Below are 14,892 nucleotides of genomic sequence, written 5' to 3'. Positions count from 1 at the left end.
CTTACTTCTTCGCCGCGCGCGAGACGAACGCGTCGTAGGCCGTCTTCGTGAAGACCACGTCGTCGTTCACCAGCACGTCGTAGGTGTTGAGCTGGTCGGAGACGAGTACGTGCACGCTCGGCTCGTTGCGCAGGCTCTTCCAGGTCACCTCGTCCTCGCGGTCCAGGACCAGGAGGACGCGCTTGGCCTGGGTGACCTCGCGCAGAGCCTTCAGCGCCGTCTTCGTCTTCGGGGTGTCGCCCTCGATGAGGCCGTCGACCACGTGCACCCGGCCGAACCGCGCGCGGTCCGACAGGGCGCCGCGCAGCGCGGCCGCCTTCATCTTCTTGGGCGTCTTCTGCGTGTAGTCCCGCGGCTGCGGGCCGTGCACGACGCCGCCGCCGGCGAACTGGGGTGCGCGGATCGAGCCCTGCCGGGCCCGGCCGGTGCCCTTCTGCCGGTACGGCTTCTTGCCGCCGCCGCGAACCTCGCCGCGGGTCTTGGTCGAGTGCGTGCCCTGCCGCGCCGCGGCCAGCTGCGCCACCACGACCTGGTGGATCAGCGGCACGCTGGTCTTCGCGTCGAAGACCTCCGCGGGCAGGTCGATGTCGAGCTTCGAAGTCACTTGCCCGTCCCCTTCACTGCGTCGCGGACCAGCACCACGGCGCCGTTGGGACCGGGAACCGCGCCCTTGATGAGCAGCAGGTTCTTCTCCGCGTCGACGGCGTGGAGGGTCAGGTTCTGCACGGTGGTACGGGCGTTGCCGTGCCGTCCCGCCATGCGGAGGCCCTTGAAGACGCGACCGGGGGTCGCGCAGCCGCCGATCGAACCCGGCGAGCGGTGCTTGCGCTGGGTGCCGTGCGAGGCGCCGAGGCCCTTGAAGCCGTGGCGCTTCATGACACCGGCGGTGCCCTTGCCCTTGCTCGTACCGGTGACGTCGATCTTCTGGCCGGCCTCGAAGACGCTGGCGGTGATCTCCTGGCCGAGTTCGTACTCGGTGGTGTCGTCGGCCCGCAGTTCGACGAGATAGCGGCGCGGCGTGACGCCGGCCTTCTCGAAGTGACCCGTGCGCGGCTTGTTCACCTTGCGCGGGTCGATCTGCCCGAAGCCGAGCTGGACGGCGGTGTAGCCGTCCTTCTCCTGGCTGCGGAGCTGGGTGACGACACACGGCCCGGCCTGGACGACGGTCACCGGAACGATCCGGCCCTCATCGTCGAAGACCTGGGTCATGCCGAGCTTCTCGCCCAGGACGCCCTTCCTCTGCTCACTCATTCTCGGTGCGTCCCTTAGAGCTTGATCTCGATGTCAACGCCGGCCGGAAGGTCGAGCCGCATCAGCGAGTCGACCGTCTTGGGCGTCGGGTCGATGATGTCGATCAACCGCTTGTGCGTGCGCATCTCGAAGTGCTCGCGGCTGTCCTTGTACTTGTGCGGCGAGCGGATGACGCAGTACACGTTCTTCTCGGTCGGCAGCGGCACCGGGCCCGCGACCTTGGCGCCCGTCCGCGTCACCGTCTCAACGATCTTCTTCGCGGAGGTGTCGATGACCTCGTGGTCGTAGGCCTTGAGCCGGATGCGGATCTTCTGTCCCGCCATGGTGGCCTCGGTGTCCTTTGCTGTAGTGCCGCTGGTTACGTCGGGTGGTCGTGACGCGGCGGCCCGGCGAGGGTTCCCCAGCGGCCGGGCCGCCGCGTTCACGAGCGTGCTACTTGATGACCTTGGTGACGCGACCCGAGCCGACCGTCCGGCCACCCTCGCGGATGGCGAACTTCAGGCCCTCCTCCATGGCGACGGGCTGGATCAGCTCGACGCGCATCTCGGTGTTGTCGCTCGGCATGACCATCTCGGTGCCCTCGGGGAGGTTCACCACGCCGGTCACGTCCGTGGTCCGGAAGTAGAACTGCGGGCGGTAGTTGTTGAAGAACGGCGTGTGGCGGCCGCCCTCGTCCTTGGACAGGATGTAGACCTGCGCCTCGAACTCGGTGTGCGGGGTCGTCGTGCCCGGCTTGATGACGCACTGGCCGCGCTCGACGTCCTCGCGCTTGATGCCGCGCAGGAGCAGACCGACGTTGTCGCCGGCCTGGCCCTGGTCGAGCAGCTTGCGGAACATCTCGACGCCGGTGACCGTGGTGGTCGTCGACTTGTCCTTGATGCCGATGATGTCGACGGTCTCGTTGACGTTGATGACACCGCGCTCGACGCGGCCGGTGACGACCGTGCCGCGGCCGGTGATCGAGAAGACGTCCTCGATCGGCATCAGGAACGGCTTGTCGATGTCACGGACCGGCTCCGGCACGTTCTCGTCGACGGCGTCCATGAGCTCGACGATCTTCTCGGCCCACGCCTCGTCGCCCTGCAGGGCCTGGAAGGCGGACACGCGGACGACCGGCAGGTCGTCGCCCGGGAACTCGTACTCGGTGAGCAGCTCACGGACCTCGAGCTCGACGAGCTCGAGGATCTCCTCGTCGTCGACCATGTCGCACTTGTTCAGGGCGACGACGATGTAGGGCACGCCGACCTGGCGGGCCAGGAGCACGTGCTCCTTGGTCTGCGGCATCGGGCCGTCGGTCGCGGCGACCACCAGGATGGCGCCGTCCATCTGCGCCGCACCGGTGATCATGTTCTTGATGTAGTCCGCGTGACCGGGGCAGTCCACGTGCGCGTAGTGCCGGGCCTCGGTCTGGTACTCGACGTGCGCGATCGAGATGGTGATGCCGCGCTCGCGCTCCTCCGGCGCCTTGTCGATGTCCTCGAACGGCGTGAAGGGGTTGAGGTCCGGGTACTTGTCGTGGAGCACCTTGGTGATCGCCGCGGTAAGCGTGGTCTTACCGTGGTCGATGTGTCCAATGGTGCCGATGTTCACGTGCGGCTTCGTCCGCTCGAACTTGGCCTTCGCCACTGGTTGCTCCTTGTTGCGATCCTCGGCCGTTTAGACGACCGCTTCGATGTACGTCCTGGTGATCCGTGGGCAGGCCCGGCGGCTATTCGCCCCGCGCCTTGGCGATGATCTCCTGCGCGACGTTCGAAGGAACCTCGGCGTAGGAGTCGAACTGCATGACGAAAACAGCCCGGCCCTGGGTCTTGCTTCGCAGATCACCCACGTAGCCGAACATCTCGGACAGAGGCACAAGCGCCTTGATGACGCGCATGCCGTGCCGCTCGTCCATGGACTGGACCTGACCGCGGCGGCTGTTGAGGTCGCCGATCACGTCGCCCATGTTGTCCTCGGGCGTGGTGACCTCGACCGCCATCATCGGCTCCAGCAGCGTGGGGGACGCCTTGCGGGCGGCCTCCTTGAACGCCATGGAACCGGCGACCTTGAACGCCATTTCCGAGGAGTCGACCTCGTGGTAGGCGCCGTCCCGCAAGGTGACCTTGACGCCGACCATCGGGTAGCTGGCGAGGACACCGAACTCCGCGGCCTCCTGGCAGCCCGCATCGACCGACGGGATGTACTCCCGCGGGATGCGGCCACCGGTGACCTTGTTCACGAACTCGTAACCGTCGGACCCGCCGCCCAGCGGCTCCAGGTCGATGATCACGCGGCCGAACTGGCCCGAGCCGCCCGTCTGCTTCTTGTGGGTGTACTCGATCTTCTCGACCGGCTTGGTGATCGTCTCGCGGTACGCGACCTGCGGCTTGCCGATGTTGGCGTCGACCTTGAACTCGCGCTTCATCCGGTCGACGAGGATCTCCAGGTGGAGCTCGCCCATGCCGGAGATGACGGTCTGGCCGGTGTCCTCCTCGGTGCGGACCGTGAAGGACGGGTCCTCCTCGGCGAGCCGCTGGATCGCGGTGCCCAGCTTCTGCTGGTCCGCCTTCGTCTTCGGCTCGATCGCGACGTGGATGACCGGCGCCGGGAAGTTCATCGACTCCAGCACGATCGGGTTCTTGTCGTCGCACAGCGTCTCACCGGTGGTGGTCTGCTTGAGCCCCATCACCGCGACGATGTCACCGGCGCCGGCGCGCTCGATCTCGGTGCGCTTGTTGGCGTGCATCCGGTAGATCTTGCCGATGCGCTCCTTGCGCTCCTTGACGGAGTTCATCACGTTCGCCCCGGCCTCCATGACGCCCGAGTAGACGCGCACGAAGGTGAGCTTGCCCAGGTGCGGGTCGCTCATGATCTTGAACGCCAGCGCGGCGAACGGCTCCTCCTCGCTCGGCCGCCGGGTGAGCGCCTTCTCCTCGTCGCGGACGGCGTGGCCCTCGATGGCCTCGACGTCCATCGGGGAGGGCAGGTACCGGACGATCGCGTCCAGCAGCGGCTGCACGCCCTTGTTCTTGAAGGCCGTGCCGCACAGCACCGGGGTGAGCTTCGCGGCGATCGTCGCGCGGCGGATGCCGGCGTAGAGCTGCTCGACCGTGGGCTCCTCGCCCTCCAGGTACAGCTCCATGATGTCGTCGTCGTTCTCGGCGAGGGTCTCGACCAGCTTGTCGTGCCACTCGCGCGCCGTCTCGACGTGCGTCTCGGGGATGTCGACGATGTCGTACATCTCGCCGAGCTTGGCCTCTTCGTTCCAGACCAGCGCCTTCATCTTCACGAGGTCGACGACGCCCTTGAAGTCCGACTCGGCGCCGATCGGCAGCTGCAGCGGGAGCGGCGTCGCGTTCAGGCGGTTCTCGATCATGTCGACGCAGCGGTGGAACTCCGCGCCGACCCGGTCGAGCTTGTTGACGAAGCACATGCGGGGCACGCCGTACCGGTCGGCCTGACGCCACACCGTCTCGGACTGGGGCTCCACGCCGGCGACTCCGTCGAACACCGCGACCGCGCCATCGAGCACCCGCAGGTTGCGCTCCACCTCAACGGTGAAGTCGACGTGCCCAGGGGTGTCGATGATGTTGATCGTGTGATCGTCGTCGTCCACGGGCCAGTGGCAGGTGGTGGCGGCGGAGGTGATGGTGATCCCCCGCTCCTGTTCCTGCTCCATCCAGTCCATGGTGGCCGCGCCGTCGTGGACCTCGCCGATCTTGTAGCTGATGCCCGTGTAGTACAGGATCCGCTCGGTCGTCGTGGTCTTGCCCGCATCGATATGGGCCATGATCCCGATGTTGCGGACCTTGGCCAGGTCTACACCGGTTTTGGTAGCCACTGTCGTCCTCGCGTCGTCTCGTCGTTGCGATTCCCGCCGGGGTTACCAGCGGTAGTGGGCGAAGGCCTTGTTGGACTCCGCCATCTTGTGCGTGTCCTCGCGCTTCTTGACAGACGCGCCGAGGCCGTTGCTCGCGTCGAGCAGCTCGTTCATCAGCCGCTCGGTCATGGTCTTCTCGCGGCGCTGCCGGGCGTACACCACGAGCCACCGCAGGGCGAGGGTGGTGCTGCGGGCCGGCCGCACCTCGACCGGGACCTGGTAGGTCGCGCCACCCACGCGGCGGCTGCGGACCTCCAGGGTCGGCTTGACGTTGTCGAGCGCGCGCTTCAGCGTGACGACCGGGTCGTTGCCGGTCTTCTCGCGGGCGCCCTCCAGGGCGTCGTACACGATGTTCTGCGCGATCGAACGCTTGCCGTCCAGGAGAATCTTGTTGATGAGCGCGGTGACCAGCGGCGAGTTGTACACCGGGTCAGCGATCAGCTGGCGCTTGCCAGCGGGGCCCTTGCGCGGCATCAGCTCTTCTCCTTCTTCGCGCCGTACTTGCTGCGCGCCTGCTTACGGTTGCGGACGCCCTGCGTGTCGAGCGAACCGCGGATGATCTTGTATCGAACACCCGGGAGGTCCTTCACACGACCGCCGCGCACGAGCACGATCGAGTGCTCCTGCAGGTTGTGCCCGACACCGGGGATGTAGGCCGTGACCTCGATCCCACTGGTCAGCCGGACACGGGCGACCTTCCGAAGCGCGGAGTTCGGCTTCTTGGGCGTCGTCGTGTAGACGCGCGTGCAGACGCCCCGCCGCTGGGGGCTGTCCTTCAGCGCGGGCGTCTTGTTCTTGGTCACCTTGTCCGTCCGGCCCTTTCGGACCAGCTGCTGGATCGTGGGCACCGCGTCTCCGTCTTCCTCGTACCGAGCCGGTAAGTCTTAATGCTGCAATCCCAACCTCAGGCGAGGCTGTGACCTGCCGGTTTCCCGACCTCTCCGACCCACGCGGTCGGGCGTGTCGCCACCACACGGAAATACAGCCGCGCGAAACCGACACAGACCGCCCGGCCCATAACAGGGCCGAATCAAGCCGGGGAGTAGATGCGGCGCTGGGGCTGGCCTCCTGGACCACACCGACGCACACGCATAGCGACCCGCGCACAGCGGGCACAAGTGAAGAGGCTACCGACCGCCGCGCCAAAGTGCAAAGTGAACAGAGCACTACCGTGTGCCCGCCCTCCAGCGCAAGCCCGCAGAGCCTGGAAGTCCTCTCCTCCGCGACGTTGAACGACAGAATGCCGACGGTTGTTCCCACTCCGATGGAGGGGTGGACCCGTCGGCATTCTGTCCCACATCCCCGCAGTTGGGGAAGACGTGGACCAGCTTTTACGCCGCCCCAGGCCGTCCTACAGGACGAAAGCGACGACCAGGACCACGATGATGACCACCACGACGACGGCGCCGACGATGAGCAGGAGCATGTTCTTGTTGCCCTTGCCCTCTTCGGCCCCGTAACCGGGCTGCTGACCGTACTGCCCCGGCTGACCGTACTGCCCGGCCTGGCCCGGTTGTCCGGGCTGGCCCGGCTGCCCCGGTTGTCCCGGCTGGCCGTAGGGCTGCTGCTGGCCGAACTGCTGCCCCTGCCCCGGAGCCTGACCGGGGGCCTGGGGCTGCTGCTCGCCCGGCTGACCGTACTGCTGGCCGTAACCCTGCTGAGCCTGCTGCCCGTAGTCCTGCTGCTGACCCTGCTGGCCGTAGTCCTGCTGCTGCCCATAGGGCTGCTGGCCGTACTGCTGCTGCTCGGCGGGCTGGCCACCGAACTGCTCGGCCTGCCCGTACCCCTGCTGCTGCCCGTACTGCTGGCCGCCCTGCTGCTGGGCCTGCTGGCCCCACTGCTGCTGGCCGATGTCCATCCGGGTGTGCTCGGCCATGCCCTGCGGCTCGACGCGGCCCTGCAGGTCGGCGCGGCCCTGGGACGGGTCGAACGCCTCGGTCGGACGCGCGTCCTCCACGCCGCTCTCACCGGGCGGACGGTACAGGTCCTCCACCGGATTGCCGGTCGGCTGCGAGCCGGCGCCGTACCCGGACTCGGGCGGCGGCACCATCATCGTCCGCTCACTGTCGACCTGGCCGTGCTGGCCCGGCTGCGCGGGCTGCGCCGGCTGGACGCCGCCCGGCTGGGACGACTCCGGCGACCACGGCTCGGGCGTGGACGGCGGCGTCGGGGCCTGCCAGGGCTCCGACGGGGGCTCCTGCTTGCGCTCGGGTCCGGTCGCGACCGGGATGTCGGTACCCGGCGACCAGTGCAGCGTCGCCTGGTCGTCCACCACCGGCCGCTGCGGCTCGCCCTCCGGCGCGGCGGGCGGACCGGGGACGATCAGCGTGCGGTCCTCCTGCAGCTGCTCCGGCTGCGGCGGCGCCTGCTCGCCGGGCGCACCGGCCTCGGGCGCCGGGAAGGCTCCGCCCTGGCCTCCGAACGGGGACTGCCCGTACTGCGGCTGCTGCTCCTGGGGCGCACCGTGCGTCGGCTGCTGCGGGTACCCGGGCTGCTGGGGCGGCTGCCCGTACTGCGGGGCCTCGGGGGGCTGCCCGTACGGCGGCGGCTCAGGCGCCTGGCCGTACGGCGGCTGCTCGGGCGGCTGACCATAGCCGGGCTGGGGCTGACCGTACGGCTGCTGCTCCCCCGGCGGGGCGTACTGCTCCTGCGGCGGCGGGAACCCGCCCGGACCGGGAGGCGGCCCGTACGCCCCGGCGGGCGGCTGCCCGTACGGCGACTGCTGTTCCTGGGGACCGCCGAACGGCTGCTGCGGCGGCGCCGGTGGGTGCTCGCCGTACTGCTGAATCGGCTGCTCGACCATCGTGGGGGGCGGCGGAGGCGGGGCCTGCCGTTCCTCCTCGCGGGGCTCCTGCGGAGGCTCCGGCGGCGGCGCGGCGGTGTTGCCGCCCAGCTGCGGAGCTCCGAACACCACGGTGCGGTCTCCCAGCGGCCGGGCGGGCGGCTCCTGACCCTCGGACGGCCTCGGCTGGCCCTCGTCCTCCGGCAACGGCCGATGCGGTCCCTGCGTGCCGTCATTCTCGGTCATCGTCGGGCTCCTTCAGCGCCGTCGTCCCAGGGCTCCTCAGCTCCCGGAAGTTCAGAAGCGCGCGGCGCATAACGCGGCCTCCGAACCTTGTCACCCATGTCCCCACGTAGCCGTCTCGCCATGCGTGGGCGTTCTCGTCCCCAGCCTGCCCCGATCGCCGGTGGTATCGCAAATCATCACTCTTCATAGACGCCGGGCTCCCCCGGAACGTTCAGCTCCGGGGGTGCCGGCTTCTGTTCCGTCAGGAATGCCCGCGGACCGGGTGCGGGTGATACGGCGCCTCCAGCCGCACGACCTCCTTCTCGTCAAGCTTCAGGGTCTCCGCTGCGACCGCGTCCTCGATGTGGGTGAGTTTCGTCGCGCCCACGATCGGCGCCGTCACCGCGGGCCGGTCCAGCAGCCACGCGAGCGCCACCTGCGCCGGCGGGACACCCCGCTCCTTGGCGACCCCGCGCACGGCGTCGACGACGTCGAAGTCGGCTTCGGTGTACAGGTTGTCGCCGAAGGCGTCGTTCCGGGACCGGACGGTCTTACGTTCGCCGCCCCTCTCCCGGTTCCCCGCCAGCAGCCCACGGGCCAGGGGACTCCACGGCAGCAAACCCACACCCTGGTCGGCGCACAACGGGTTCATCTCCCGCTCCTCCTCGCGGTAGACGAGGTTGTAGTGGTTCTGCATGGAGACGAACTTCGTCCAGCCCCGCATCTCCGCGACATGTTGCGCCTTGGCGAACTGCCACGCGTACATGCTGGACGCTCCGATGTACCGGGCCTTACCCGACTTCACCACATCGTGCAGGGCCTCCATGGTCTCCTCGATGGGCGTCTCGTAGTCCCACCGGTGAATCTGGTAGAGGTCCACATAGTCGGTGCCGAGCCGCCGTAGTGATGCGTCGATGCTTGCCATCACGTGCTTGCGCGACAGGCCCCGGTCGTTGGGTCCCGGGCCCATGGGCATCCACACCTTGGTGGCCAGGACGTAGTCGTCCCGCTCGGCGAAGAGCTTCGGGAGGAGTCGTCCGGTGATCTCCTCACTCACTCCGTTCGAGTAACCGTTGGCGGTGTCGAAGAACGTCACCCCCGACTCCACGGCCCGCCGGACGATCGGCTCCGCCGCGTCCTCCTCCAGCGCCCACGCCCGCACGGCCGGGTCGCCGTAGCTCATCATCCCCAGGCAGATCCGCGAGACCTTCATCCCCGACGTGCCGAGACGTACCTGTTCCATGCCGGCTCCTTTCAACGTTCTCCACGGTGCACCGCCACAGCGGCGACCACCAGCCCCACCCCGGCGAGTTCCGCTCCCGTCGGGACCTGCCGCAGCACGACGAACCCGATCACAGTGGCGGTCGCCGGCAACAGCGCGACCATCAACGCGTAGGTGGCGCGGCTGAGCCGTGCCATCGCCAACTGGTCGCACACGTAGGGAATGACCGACGACGAGATGCCCACCCCGATGCCTGCGGCGAGCGCCACCGGATCCGTCAACACGGTCGCGGCCTGTACGCCGCCCAGAGGCAGGACGAACACCGTCGCGACGACCATCGCCATGGCCAGGCCGTCGATGCCCCCCGCGTCCGACCGTGCCGCCCTATGCGCGACCACCACGTACAGGGCGAACAGTCCCGCATTGGCGAACGCGAAGACGAATCCCAGTGGCTCGCCCTCAAGGCGCACGTCCGTCAGCACGTACACGCCGCCCACGGCTGCCGCAAGGGCGACGAAGTTGCGGGCCGTCCGGACCCCCAGCGCCGCGAGCACGATGACGGGCAGGAACTCGATCGCCGCCACCGTCGCCAGCGGCAGCCGCGCGATGGCCATGTAGAAGGACGAGTTCATGACCGCGAGGACGGCGCCCCAGACGACGATCGTCCGCCACCCGTCCCGGCTGAACCTCCGCCAGGGGCGGCGCCACAGCACGAACACGAGAACGGCGCTCCAGATGCGCAGCCCGGCCACGCCCAGCGGCCCCACGCGGGAGAACAACAGCACGGCGAACGAGGGGCCCAGATAGTGGAAGACCGCGCTCCCGACGAAGTACGACCAGGGCGGAAACGACATGGCCGTATCGTCGGTCTGTCCGTAAGTTGGAGGAATGGCGAACCGAAGGGGCCGTCCAGGCCGCGCCTACGAACCCAAGCCGCTCGACACGATCGACCTAAGGATCCTCACGGAGCTGCAGCGGGACGGCCGCGCGACCCTCGCCGAACTGGGCCGCCGCGTCGCGCTGTCCGCCCCGGCCGTCGCCGAACGCGTCCAGCGCCTTGAGGACACAGGCATCATCACCGGCTACCACGCCACCGTCGATCCGGTCGCCCTGGGCTTCCCCATTGCCGTTCTCGTCCGGGTGAGCCCGAGCCCCCGCGAGCTGAGCCGCATCCCCAAAATCGCCGACGAGATCCCGCAGATCGTCGAATGCCACCGCATCACCGGTGACGACTGCTTCTACTTCATCGCCCACCTGCGTGCGGTCGAGGAACTCGAACCGATCCTCGACCACTTCACGCCCTACGCCCGCACGACGACCTCGATCCTTCAGTCATCGCCCGTCCCCCGGCGCCCTCTCCCCCTCGACTGACGGCGTCCACGGGCGAAGACGGGGCAGCCACGCCGGCACGCCCGTCCTATAGGCGTCGTACTCCGCACCGAAGCGGCGGCTCAGGGCGGGCTCCTCGTACCAGCGGACGAAGGCGGCGTTGACCATCCACGCGGACAGCCCGTACACCAGCAGCACGGGCCGGTTGAGCAGCAACGCCTGACCCGCGATGACCGCGGTCACCGCCAGATACATCGGGTTTCGGACGTAGCGGTACAACCCGCCGACCACAAGATGGTCGGTCGGCCCCATCGGCGCGGGAGTGCCCGCCCCTTCGACCACGAACCGGACGATCGCATGCAGCAAGACGGCCGAGCCGGCCGTGATGAGGATGAGCGCCGCGATCCACCATGCCGGTTCGAACGCGAGACGAGGCCCGGCGTCCCAGCCGGTGATCCACCACGGGACCGCCCCCGCCACGACTCCGGGCGCCAGCACAACGAACACCGAGGTACCGGCCACGGCCCTGGACCTGCGCATACGTCCTCCTCCGGATCACCGGTGCTCCCCGGCGCGGAGACCGGCCAGCAGGGCGACAAGGGTTCGTTCCGCCTCGGCACGGGCGGTGCCGCGGTCGGACGCGTGCGCGATGAGCAGGGCGGCCTCGATGACGGCGCTCAGGATGAGGTGGGCGAGGACGTCCAGTGGCTGCCGCGTGAGGACCCGCTCGTCGATGGCCATCTGAAGTCCCGCCTTGATGAGGCCCATCCCGTGGGCGGCCTCGATCTCGCGCCAGGCCGCCCAGCCGAGCACCGCGGGCGCGTCCCGCAGCGCGATCTGGATCACCTCGGGTTCCTCGCAGATGTCCAGGAACGCGGCCAGTCCCCCGGTCGTGGCGTCCCACGAATCGGCGGCCCCGCCGATCGCCTCGCCGACGCGGCCGACGATCTCGCCCTCCACCTGTTCCAGCACCGCCCGGAACAGCTCCTTCTTGTCACCGAAATGGTGATGCAGCGCCCCCCGGGTCAGACCCGCCGCAGCGACGATCTCCTCGGCGGGCACGGCGGCGTAGCCGCGCTCGGCGAACAGCCGCCGCGCGGAGGCGATCAGCACCTCCCGCGTCCGCAGCGACCGTTCCTGCGTGCGACGCGGGCTCATCGGCGCGACACCGGCGCGAACTCGTTGATCAGTCCGGCCAGCACCGCGGGCTGGTCCTCCGGGACGAACGTGGCGGAGTCGGCCACCGGCACGAGCCGGGCATCGGGAAACAGGTCCGCCAGGCGCCGGGCCAGCGACATCGGGAAGAGCCGGTCGTTCTCCGCCCACGCCAGCAGCACCGGCCGGTCGAAGGACCCGAACTCCTCGGCGGCGGCCAGCGTGTACCGCCGGTGCACGCCGACCAGGAAGCGCCGCAGATCACGCCGCACGCCACCGTCGTCGCGGGCCGGCCGCAGATACGAGTCCATCACCTCGTCGGGCACGGGCCGCCGCGACAGCCACCCGAAGGTGACCGGCAGCCTGCGGAACAGGCGGGGACGCAGCGCCTGGGCCAGCACCCAGCCCGAGCCCGGCAGCCGAGCCCCCGGCGGCAGGAACCTGAACACCGGCGGGAAGAACCGCTCCAGGGCGTCACAGGTGGCGAACGCCACCCGCCCGATCCGCTCCGGTCGCCGCACCATCAGCACCTGTACCAGCGCGCCACCGGTGTCGTTGGCCACCAGGGTGACGTCCGTCAGGTCGAGCGCCGCCAGGAAATCACCGATGAGGTCGGCCACTCCGACCGGGCTGAGGTCGGCGTCCGCCCGCATCGGGATCTCGTGGGATCCCAGCGGCAGGTCGGGGCTGAGGCACCGATGCCCGCCACGGGCCACCGCGGGCACCACGTTCCGCCAGAGGTCGGCGTTGACGAGCAGGCCGTGCACGAACACCACCGGCGGCCCCTCACCGACCTCCCGGTAGGCGACGACCCCCTGCGGCAACTCGACCTTCTTCGCCTCCCCGAGCATCCCGCTGCGCGCCATACCGACCTCCCATCCCGTCCTCCCACAAAAACATACATACAGAATGTATGTCCATACGCGATCGGGAGACGCGCGTCACTTCGGCCGACGTCACATTCGGCCGCGCCGCGAGGTCTGGGAGGACGCCGCCAAGCACTACGACGAAGACCGGCTCGCCGCCCTGGTGTTCGTCATCGCCCTCATCAACGCCTACAACCGCATCAACGTCATCACCCGGCTCCCGGCCGGTGACTACGAGCCCGGCCAGTGGGACCGACCACAGATCCACGGCAGGCCGGGTGGGACGACCCCGAGGTCCAGCCCCCACCCGGCCTGGCCTACGCGGCGCAGAACTCGTTGCCTTCGGGATCCTGCATGACCCACCAGTGTCCGGCAGGCCCCTGGTCGACCTCGCGGACGCGGGTCGCTCCCAGCCCTTCCAGCCGGGCCACCAGCTTGTCGAGGTCCCCGGGCTCGCTGTGGACGTCGATGTGCAGACGGTTCTTGCCGGACTTGCCCTCGGGCACGTCCTGGAAGAGCAGCCGCCGGCCACGGCCGACGCCACTGACCTCGTCGAACGGGTCCTCGGGGTGGCGGATCGCGGCATATCCGCGGAAGGTCTTACGACCGCGATGCTCGACGACCGCCTCCTCACCGATGCGGCCGGCGGCCAGCAGCCGTTCGATCAGCGCGCTGGGATCCTCCACCTCGTACCCCAGGGCCTCGGCCCAGAAATCAGCGATCGCGTCCGCGTCCGCGCTGTCGATGACCAGCTTCCATCCCAATGCCATGTAACCAGTTATAGTAGTTACATGGTTCCCTCCGCAAGCATAGGGTTGACGCTGCACTCCCGTACCGGCGTCGCCTACCGGTTCGACCCCGGCGCACTGTGCCTGGAACTGCTGGTCACCGGCGGCCCCGGCCCCTACCGCCGGTACGAGGTCCTGCACGGGCCCGACGACCTGTCCGACTGGGCCGACCGGTCACGCCTGACCCCGACACCGGCACTGCAGATCTCAAAAACCGAAGTGACCAACGCGCGAAACCTGCGCGACGCACTGTTCCGGGTGGTCCTCGCCCACCTGCACAGCGACCCGTACCCGCCCGGCGACCTGAAGACCCTCAACAAGGCCGCCGCCCGCCCGGCCCTAGCACCCGCCATCACCCCGACCGGGGAGCGGCAGTGGGCCGGGACCCCCACCGGCACGCACCTGCTGGCCACCGTCGCCCAGGACGCCATCGAACTGCTGACCGGCCCCTCCGCTCACCGCATCCGCACCTGCGCCGGCGAGAACTGCCAACTGGTCTACGTCGACACCTCACGCCCCGGCCGCCGCCGCTGGTGCTCCATGGAGCACTGCGGCAACCTCCACAAGGTAAGAGCCCTACGCTCCCGCCACGCCGACCAAGAATGACGAGAAGTCACCAAGATCTGTGGATGAGTCCTTGGCGTGACGTGTCAGTACCACCTGGTGAATGCGGCGGCGCCGTAGCCCGTCGCCGCAGCGTGACGCAGCACTCGCAGTGGGCCGTCGAGAAGCTTTTCTGCATCGAAGTTGGGCTCGTCACCCATCTCCTTCATCCAGGTGCCGATTCGCTGGAGCGTCTGTGCGCGCCGGGCCCCAGCAGGCTGGAGGGCTCGCTCCGCGCGAGGAAGACCGGCCAGGACCTCGGCGTGCGAGAGCAGGAAGTTCCCGAACCGGCCTGGGAGCATCGACATGCTTTCCGCTCCGAGCGCGTAGCACAAAGCCGCGACCGGAGACGCCTTGCGAGCCGCCACTCCCAGCAGAGCGTCTTCGCCCTCGTCGCCCATCAGGTCCATGCACGCGTCCCATGCCGCTTCGCTCAGCTCCGTTTCGGGATTGGCGCCGTCGACAAGCGAGGCGAGCCGATATGCAGCGTCGGTCGCGCGCTCCCAGTCCTTGCCGGGGACTCTCTCGAAGAAGCCTTCCTGCTCTCCGGCAGTGGTCCACCACTCCAGAGCCTCGGCGAAAGCCCGGGGCTGCATCGGGCCCGGTCCGCTCAAAGCGTCGGAGAAGCGGGCCAGCAACTCGTTCGCTTCGCGGTCGGGAATGGCCCCGACAAGCCACGTGCCCGTCACGCTCAATCGCATACCCCCATCAGCATGTCCAGGTCGCGTCGCTCAGGCGCGGGGCGACACCCACCGCCGGACGCAACGGAGAGCCATATCCGGCCCTCTCCTCATACCGTGAGGATCCCACGG

17 protein-coding genes are annotated in these 14,892 nt (G+C 68.9%); 2 read left to right on the top strand and 15 right to left on the bottom strand.

Features of this window, described 5'->3' with window-relative positions; genetic code table 11:
* Position 1: 1 nt before the first annotated feature.
* The 10 genes from rplD to ACTWPP_RS15125 form a co-directional block, all read right to left on the bottom strand.
* Entirely contained in the window at positions 2 to 604 is a 603-nt protein-coding gene (rplD, locus tag ACTWPP_RS15170; RefSeq protein ID WP_443104875.1) for a 50S ribosomal protein L4, read from the bottom strand.
* On the bottom strand, positions 601 to 1,251 hold the full coding sequence (rplC, locus tag ACTWPP_RS15165; protein ID WP_443104874.1) for a 50S ribosomal protein L3: 651 nt from the start codon (positions 1,249 to 1,251) through the stop codon (positions 601 to 603). The genes rplD and rplC overlap by 4 nt, the downstream gene beginning before the upstream one ends.
* A gap of 14 nt (positions 1,252 to 1,265) precedes the next feature.
* Positions 1,266 to 1,574: a 30S ribosomal protein S10 gene (rpsJ, locus tag ACTWPP_RS15160; protein ID WP_018657599.1), complete on the bottom strand. Its 309-nt coding sequence runs from the start codon at positions 1,572 to 1,574 to the stop codon at positions 1,266 to 1,268.
* Positions 1,575 to 1,683: 109 nt separating this feature from the next.
* Entirely contained in the window at positions 1,684 to 2,877 is a 1,194-nt protein-coding gene (tuf, locus tag ACTWPP_RS15155; RefSeq protein WP_443104873.1) for an elongation factor Tu, read from the bottom strand.
* 82 nt (positions 2,878 to 2,959) lie between these two features.
* On the bottom strand, positions 2,960 to 5,071 hold the full coding sequence (fusA, locus tag ACTWPP_RS15150) for an elongation factor G (protein WP_443104872.1): 2,112 nt from the start codon (positions 5,069 to 5,071) through the stop codon (positions 2,960 to 2,962).
* Between the two features lie 42 nt (positions 5,072 to 5,113).
* Entirely contained in the window at positions 5,114 to 5,584 is a 471-nt protein-coding gene (gene rpsG / locus ACTWPP_RS15145; RefSeq protein ID WP_131963176.1) for a 30S ribosomal protein S7, read from the bottom strand.
* On the bottom strand, positions 5,584 to 5,958 hold the full coding sequence (gene rpsL, locus ACTWPP_RS15140) for a 30S ribosomal protein S12 (protein ID WP_358448900.1): 375 nt from the start codon (positions 5,956 to 5,958) through the stop codon (positions 5,584 to 5,586). Before rpsL ends, rpsG begins: the two co-directional genes overlap by 1 nt.
* Positions 5,959 to 6,461: 503 nt before the next feature.
* Positions 6,462 to 8,138: a hypothetical protein gene (locus ACTWPP_RS15135; protein ID WP_443104871.1), complete on the bottom strand. Its 1,677-nt coding sequence runs from the start codon at positions 8,136 to 8,138 to the stop codon at positions 6,462 to 6,464.
* A 241-nt stretch (positions 8,139 to 8,379) separates the two neighbouring features.
* Positions 8,380 to 9,360 (bottom strand): aldo/keto reductase, encoded by a 981-nt coding sequence (locus ACTWPP_RS15130; protein WP_443104870.1) that lies wholly within the window; start codon positions 9,358 to 9,360, stop codon positions 8,380 to 8,382.
* An 11-nt stretch (positions 9,361 to 9,371) separates the two neighbouring features.
* A complete protein-coding gene (locus tag ACTWPP_RS15125) occupies positions 9,372 to 10,193 on the bottom strand; it encodes an EamA family transporter (protein WP_443104869.1) in 822 nt (273 codons plus the stop codon).
* A gap of 34 nt (positions 10,194 to 10,227) precedes the next feature.
* Between ACTWPP_RS15125 and ACTWPP_RS15120 the strand changes: the two genes are divergently transcribed.
* Complete coding sequence (locus tag ACTWPP_RS15120; protein WP_443104868.1) at positions 10,228 to 10,710, top strand: Lrp/AsnC family transcriptional regulator; 483 nt, start codon at positions 10,228 to 10,230, stop codon at positions 10,708 to 10,710.
* Here the strand turns inward: ACTWPP_RS15120 and ACTWPP_RS15115 are convergent.
* From ACTWPP_RS15115 to ACTWPP_RS15100, 4 genes are all read right to left on the bottom strand, one after another.
* Positions 10,672 to 11,208, bottom strand: coding sequence for a methyltransferase family protein (locus ACTWPP_RS15115; RefSeq protein WP_443104867.1), 537 nt, complete (start codon positions 11,206 to 11,208; stop codon positions 10,672 to 10,674). The two genes, ACTWPP_RS15120 and ACTWPP_RS15115, sit on opposite strands and share 39 nt — an antisense overlap.
* A gap of 15 nt (positions 11,209 to 11,223) precedes the next feature.
* Entirely contained in the window at positions 11,224 to 11,826 is a 603-nt protein-coding gene (locus tag ACTWPP_RS15110; RefSeq protein WP_443104866.1) for a TetR family transcriptional regulator, read from the bottom strand.
* Positions 11,823 to 12,689 carry an alpha/beta fold hydrolase gene (locus ACTWPP_RS15105; protein WP_443104865.1) on the bottom strand — a complete coding sequence of 289 codons (867 nt, stop codon included), beginning with the start codon at positions 12,687 to 12,689 and terminating at the stop codon, positions 11,823 to 11,825. The genes ACTWPP_RS15110 and ACTWPP_RS15105 overlap by 4 nt, the downstream gene beginning before the upstream one ends.
* A 317-nt stretch (positions 12,690 to 13,006) precedes the next feature.
* On the bottom strand, positions 13,007 to 13,459 hold the full coding sequence (locus tag ACTWPP_RS15100) for a VOC family protein (RefSeq protein ID WP_443104864.1): 453 nt from the start codon (positions 13,457 to 13,459) through the stop codon (positions 13,007 to 13,009).
* 21 nt (positions 13,460 to 13,480) lie between these two features.
* Between ACTWPP_RS15100 and ACTWPP_RS15095 the strand changes: the two genes are divergently transcribed.
* Entirely contained in the window at positions 13,481 to 14,083 is a 603-nt protein-coding gene (locus tag ACTWPP_RS15095; protein ID WP_443104863.1) for a CGNR zinc finger domain-containing protein, read from the top strand.
* A gap of 44 nt (positions 14,084 to 14,127) precedes the next feature.
* Here the strand turns inward: ACTWPP_RS15095 and ACTWPP_RS15090 are convergent, their stop codons facing one another.
* Positions 14,128 to 14,781 carry a hypothetical protein gene (locus ACTWPP_RS15090; protein ID WP_443104862.1) on the bottom strand — a complete coding sequence of 218 codons (654 nt, stop codon included), beginning with the start codon at positions 14,779 to 14,781 and terminating at the stop codon, positions 14,128 to 14,130.
* Positions 14,782 to 14,892: the final 111 nt, after the last annotated feature.

Source organism: Actinomadura sp. 3N407 (assembly GCF_052245875.1).
Lineage (GTDB): Bacteria > Actinomycetota > Actinomycetes > Streptosporangiales > Streptosporangiaceae > Spirillospora.
Note: the sequence above shows the minus strand (reverse complement) of the source record. Positions and strands in the feature narration are given on the sequence as shown.